Origin of the sequence: Staphylococcus sp. EG-SA-15, assembly GCF_017151895.1 — a bacterium.
In the GTDB taxonomy this organism is placed as follows: domain Bacteria; phylum Bacillota; class Bacilli; order Staphylococcales; family Staphylococcaceae; genus Staphylococcus; species Staphylococcus aureus.
Genome location: NZ_JACVZN010000070.1, coordinates 1 through 561 on the forward strand (window position 1 = coordinate 1; position 561 = coordinate 561).

At 35.7% G+C, this 561-nt stretch carries 1 pseudogene; it reads left to right on the forward strand.

Annotated features, from left to right (window positions below):
• Window positions 1-497: pseudogene (locus IDG64_RS14350) on the forward strand (IS256-like element IS256 family transposase); the annotation flags it as partial.
• Between the last annotated feature and the right edge of the window lie 64 nt (window positions 498-561).

The following is a 561-nucleotide window of genomic DNA, read 5'->3' on the forward strand; positions in this document are numbered from 1 at the left end:
GTACGGAACTCGTTATTTCTGATGCGCACAAAGGATTAGTCTCTGCCATTAGAAAATCCTTCACCAACGTAAGTTGGCAAAGATGCCAAGTTCACTTCCTAAGAAATATCTTTACCACCATTCCTAAAAAAAATTCAAAATCTTTCAGAGAAGCTGTTAAAGGAATTTTTAAGTTCACAGATATTAACTTAGCGCGTGAGGCTAAAAATCGATTGATTCATGATTATATCGATCAACCAAAATATTCAAAAGCTTGCGCATCATTGGATGATGGATTCGAAGACGCCTTTCAATATACCGTACAAGGAAATTCCCACAATCGACTAAAGAGTACCAATCTAATTGAACGACTGAATCAAGAAGTACGCAGAAGAGAAAAGATTATTCGCATCTTCCCCAATCAAACATCAGCCAATCGCTTAATTGGAGCCGTTCTTATGGACCTACATGATGAATGGATTTATTCTTCAAGAAAATACATCAATTTTGATAAGTAGAAATGGTAAAAACATTGTATAGCATTTTACACAGGAGTCTGGACTTGACTATATATCCATAATC